This is a genomic window from Streptomyces sp. NPDC059874 (assembly GCF_042731135.1).
In the GTDB taxonomy this organism is placed as follows: domain Bacteria; phylum Actinomycetota; class Actinomycetes; order Streptomycetales; family Streptomycetaceae; genus Streptomyces.
This window is the reverse complement of the sequence record NZ_JBHWJY010000168.1, coordinates 1-4,542: the sequence shown is the minus strand read 5'-3', so window position 1 is coordinate 4,542 and position 4,542 is coordinate 1. Positions and strand designations below refer to the sequence as shown.

4 protein-coding genes and 1 pseudogene are annotated in these 4,542 nt (G+C 72.0%); all 5 read left to right on the top strand.

From position 1 onward, the window contains the following. Positions 1–801 precede the first annotated feature (801 nt). Entirely contained in the window at positions 802–1,734 is a 933-nt protein-coding gene (locus tag ACFV9H_RS41170; RefSeq protein ID WP_385409095.1) for a TauD/TfdA dioxygenase family protein, read from the top strand. Positions 1,735–1,754: 20 nt separating this feature from the next. Beyond that, positions 1,755–2,312, top strand: a complete 558-nt coding sequence (gene ssuE / locus ACFV9H_RS41165) for an NADPH-dependent FMN reductase (protein WP_385409094.1) — start codon at positions 1,755–1,757, stop codon at positions 2,310–2,312. Positions 2,313–2,335: 23 nt separating this feature from the next. Further along, a complete protein-coding gene (locus ACFV9H_RS41160) occupies positions 2,336–3,376 on the top strand; it encodes an ABC transporter substrate-binding protein (protein WP_385409092.1) in 1,041 nt (346 codons plus the stop codon). 5 nt (positions 3,377–3,381) lie between these two features. Continuing rightward, positions 3,382–4,206, top strand: a complete 825-nt coding sequence (locus tag ACFV9H_RS41155) for an ABC transporter ATP-binding protein (RefSeq protein WP_385409090.1) — start codon at positions 3,382–3,384, stop codon at positions 4,204–4,206. Then, positions 4,203–4,542: pseudogene (locus tag ACFV9H_RS41150) on the top strand (hypothetical protein); the annotation flags it as partial. The gene ACFV9H_RS41155 and the pseudogene ACFV9H_RS41150, both read left to right, overlap by 4 nt.

The following is a 4,542-nucleotide window of genomic DNA, read 5'->3' as shown; positions in this document are numbered from 1 at the left end:
ACCCGTATGTGCGGGTGGGTGCCGCGCCACAAATCACGTTTTACGTCCCGGACAACACCCCACCCCGTCCCCGTCCTGGCTGTCCGCCGTGCCTGGGTGCACCCTTGGCCCGCCGCACTTCGGTCGTGGCCGGGCAAAATCCAGCGTGGCCGGGCAAGATCCAGCGTGGCCGGGCAAAATCCAGCCTCGCCGGCGTTTGAGGCGCGGGGTCTGGGGCGGAGCCCCGGTCTTTGAGCCGCGGCCGCCCACCCAGCCAGCTGGCGACGGGGGTCTGGGGGCGGAGTCCCAAGTTTCGGGAAGGGGCGGGGTGGGGGAATGGCTCCGCGCAGCGGGAGCCGGGCGCGTGGCGGGCGCGTTGCGGGGCCATGAAATCCGGCCACGGTTTTCGGCCGCCGGAGGCAGGGCGGTGGGGCTGCCGGATTCTGGGAAAGCACTGGTCAGCGGGGCTGGGCGAGGGGCCCCGTGGGGTCGGCGCCGGGATCGGGCCGGGGGTTGACCGGGGGTGGGGGTGCTGACACGCTCCGGGACATGTCCGCGAACGAACTCCTCGTCCCGCGGCTCCACACCCCCGGCCCCTGTACCGCGCCGGGCGCGTGTCCGGGCCGCTGTCCGGCCTGACCTCGGCCGCCTGACGGGCCCTCTGAGCCCGCAGCCGCCCGCCGCTGCCACCCTGGTGCAACCCGCACCCGTGGCCGCGTGACGTCGCACTTCTCTTCCGCCCGCGCCGCGCAGCGGGTCGCCCGTAGCCCTATTTCTTCCGCTGCGGAAATAAATGCCGCAGCCCTCCCCCGGGGAGCTCTCATGACCACTGCCACCACCCAGACCACCGTCACCAAGATCGGCGGCCGCATCGGCGCCGAGATCGGCGGCGTCAAGCTCGGCGGCGACCTGTCCGAGGTGACCGTCGCCGAGATCCGGGCCGCGCTGCTGGCGCACAAGGTCGTCTTCTTCCGCGATCAGGACCACCTCGACGAGGCCGGCCACGAGGCCTTCGCCCAGTTGCTCGGCACGCCCGTCGCGCACCCCACCGTCCCCTCCGCGGACGGGCGTTACGCCCTCGGCATCGACTCCCACTACGGCGCCCGCGCCAACCAGTGGCACACCGACGTCACCTTCGTCCCCGCCTACCCCGCCTTCTCCATCCTCCGCGCCGTCACCATCCCCCCGTACGGCGGCAACACCCTCTGGGCCAACACCGCCACCGCCTACAGCAACCTCCCGGAGCCCCTGCGGGTACTCGCCGACAGCCTGCGCGCCCTGCACTCCAACGAGTACGACTACGCCGCACTCAAGCCCGACGCGCTGCCCGAGGCGCTGGCGCAGTACCGCGAGGTGTTCACCTCGACCAAGTTCCTCACGGAACACCCGGTGGTCCGCGTCCACCCCGAGACCGACGAACGCACCCTGCTCCTCGGCAACTTCGTCCAGCGCATCGACGGCCTCACCGGACGCGACTCGCGCGCCCTCCTGGACCTCTTCCAGGCCCACATCGAGAGCCCCGAGAACACGGTGCGCTGGCAGTGGCGGGCCGGTGACGTCGCCATCTGGGACAACCGCGCCACCCAGCACTACGGCGTGGACGACTCCGACGAGCACGAGCGCACCCTGCGCCGCGTGACGGTGGACGGGGACGTCCCGGTCGGGCCCGACGGGGTCCCGTCCCGCCTGATCAGCCCGGAGGCCGTCCCGGACCCGGCCTTCGGGATCGCCTCCGGAGCTTCGACCGCCGCCTGACCGTCTCGCAAGGAGCCACCGTGCCCAACCTGCTCGCCATCACCGGCAGCCCTTCCGCCCACTCCCGTACCGCCATCGTCGCCGACCACGTGCTGCGCCGCCTGGCCCACTCCGGCTTCGAGACCGGGCACCTCTCCGTGCGCGACCTGCCCGCCGCGGACCTGCTCTCCGCCCGCCGCGGCGAGCCGGAGATCCGCCGGGCGCTCGAAGCCGTCGCCGAGGCCGACGGCCTGGTCATAGCGACCCCGGTCTACAAGGCCTCGTACACCGGCCTGCTCAAGGCCTTCCTCGATCTGCTCCCGCAGGACGGGCTGGCCGGCAAGACGATCCTGCCGCTGGCCACCGGCGGCAGCCTCGCCCACGTCCTGACCATCGACTACGCACTGCGGCCCGTGCTCTCCGCCCTCGGCGCCCGGCACGTCACCGCCGGCCGGTTCGTCCTCGACTCCACCGTGGAGCGCGGCGACGGCCCCGACCGGCTGCGGCCCGAGGCGGAGCTGGACCTCTACCAGGCCGTGGACGAATTCGCCGACGCCCTGCGCTCCGCCCCCGCCGCCGTACTCACCACCACCCCGTAACCCCGTACCGACAAGGAACCGTCATGGCCGCAGCCCTCACCTCGACCACCACCTCCCGTCGCCAGTTCCTCACCCTGCTCGGCATCTCGGCGGCCGCGGTGAGCTGCGGCACGGCCACCGCCAACGGCGGCGGCTCCGGCTCCGGCTCGCAGATCAAGACCCTGAAGTACCAGGGGTCGGTCGGCGCGGTCAGCCTCCCCGAACTCGCCGCGGACCTCGGCTACTTCGAGGACGTCAAGCTCGAATGGGTCGGCAACACCATCAGCGGCCCGCAGGACATCCAGTCCGCCGCCACCGGCCAGACCCACTTCGGCAGCGCCTTCAACGGAGCGGTCATCAAGCTCGCCGCCGGCAACGCCCCGATCAAGGCCGTCATCTCCTCCTACGGCTCCGACCAGCACTCCTACGCCGGCTATTTCGTCCTGGAGGACAGCCCGATCCGCTCCGCCCGCGACCTCATCGGCAAGAAGGTCGGCATGAACACCCTGGGCGCCCACTACCAGGCCCTGCTCGACCTCTACCTGAGCCGCAACAACTTCTCCAAGGCGGACGCGGAGAAGGTCGAGCCCCTCGTGGTGCCGCCCGTCAACACCGAACAGGCGCTGCGCCAGAAGCAGATCGAGGTCGGCGTGCTCACCGGGATCCTGCGCGACAAGGCCGTCGCCGGCGGCGGCATCCGCCCGCTGTTCACGGACGTCGAGCTGCTCGGCCCGTTCAGCGCGGGCACCTACATCATGACCGAGCGCTTCATCAAGCAGAACCCGGACACCGTACGGATCTTCACGACCGGCGTCGCCAAGGCCATCGAGTGGTCCCGCACCACCCCGCGCGAGGAGGCCGTCGCCAGGATGACGGAGATCGTCAAGAAGCGCGGCCGCAACGAGGACACCGCCGCCCTCCAGTACTGGCGCTCCTACGGGGTCGCCGAGACGGGCGGCAAGATCGCCGACAAGGAGTTCCAGCTCTGGCTCGACTGGCTGGGCGATCGCGGCGAGATCAAGAAGGGGCAGCTCAAGCCGTCCGACCTGTACACCAACGAGTTCAACGGCTACGGGAAGGGCTGATCGGCATGGCGAAGATCGTGTTCGAGGCCGTGACCAAGAGCTTCCCGGCCAAGGGACGGAAGAACAAGGAGGAGTTCACCGCCGTCGACAACATCGACCTTGAGATCGAGGCGGGTGAGTTCGTCGTCGTCGTGGGCCCCAGCGGCTGCGGCAAGTCCACCCTCCTGGACCTCCTCGGCGGCCTGTCGCGCCCGACGTCCGGCCGCATCCTGCTCGACGGCAAGCCGGTCACCGGGCCCGGGCTGGACCGGGGCATCGTCTTTCAGCAGTACGCGCTGCTGCCCTGGCGGACGGCGCTCGGAAACGTCGAATTCGGCCTGGAGGCGACAGGGGTCCCGCGTCGCGAACGAACCGCGAGGGCACGGGAGTTCCTGGACCTGGTCGGGCTCACCGGATTCGAGGACCGACACCCGCACGAGCTCTCCGGAGGCATGCGCCAGCGCGTCGCGATCGCCCGCTCACTGGCGTACGACCCGGACGTGCTGCTCATGGACGAGCCGTTCGCCGCGCTCGACGCGCAGACCCGCGAGTCCCTCCAGGACGAGCTGCGCCGCATCTGGCAGCGCACGGGCAAGACGGTCGTCTTCATCACGCACGGCATCGAGGAGGCGGTCTACCTCGGCCAGAAGGTGGCCGTCATGACCTCCCGACCGGGGCGCGTCAAGGAGGTCGTCCCCGTCTCCTTCGGCGAGGCCCGCACCGCCGGACTCCAGGGCGAGGACCTGCGCTCCAGCCCGGAGTTCGCCCGCTACCGCCACGAGATATGGACCCTGCTCCACGACGAGGTGGCGCGCGCGCAGCAACTGGAGAAGGAGGAGGCCACCGTATGAGCACCGACACCACCCCTGCCGCCGCCGTCCTGGCGGATCCCGAGGAGGACTCCCGCCGGCCCGCACCCGTGGACCCGGCGTCCACCGTGGTCGGGGCGGGGCCCGGCGAAGCCGCCGGCACCCCGGCGGCCGCGGCGGAGCCCGACCCGGACGCGCCGCCCCCGGCCACCCCGGCCGCCGTACGGACCCCCGGGCGCGCGCAGTCCGCCGACCCGGTAGCCGTACGGGGCCCCGCCCCCGCGGCTGCCCCCGCCGCCGAGCGGGAGCCCCGGTCGGCCGCGGGTCGGGGCTGGGCGTCGGCACGTAGGCTGAGGGCCGGGGGCCGCACGGCCGAGG

Coding starts and splice junctions, on each gene's coding strand:
- ACFV9H_RS41170 (WP_385409095.1), top strand. CDS start 802: ATGACCACTGCCACCACCCAGACCACCGTCACCAAGATCGGCGGCCGC.
- ACFV9H_RS41160 (WP_385409092.1), top strand. CDS start 2,336: ATGGCCGCAGCCCTCACCTCGACCACCACCTCCCGTCGCCAGTTCCTC.
- ACFV9H_RS41155 (WP_385409090.1), top strand. CDS start 3,382: ATGGCGAAGATCGTGTTCGAGGCCGTGACCAAGAGCTTCCCGGCCAAG.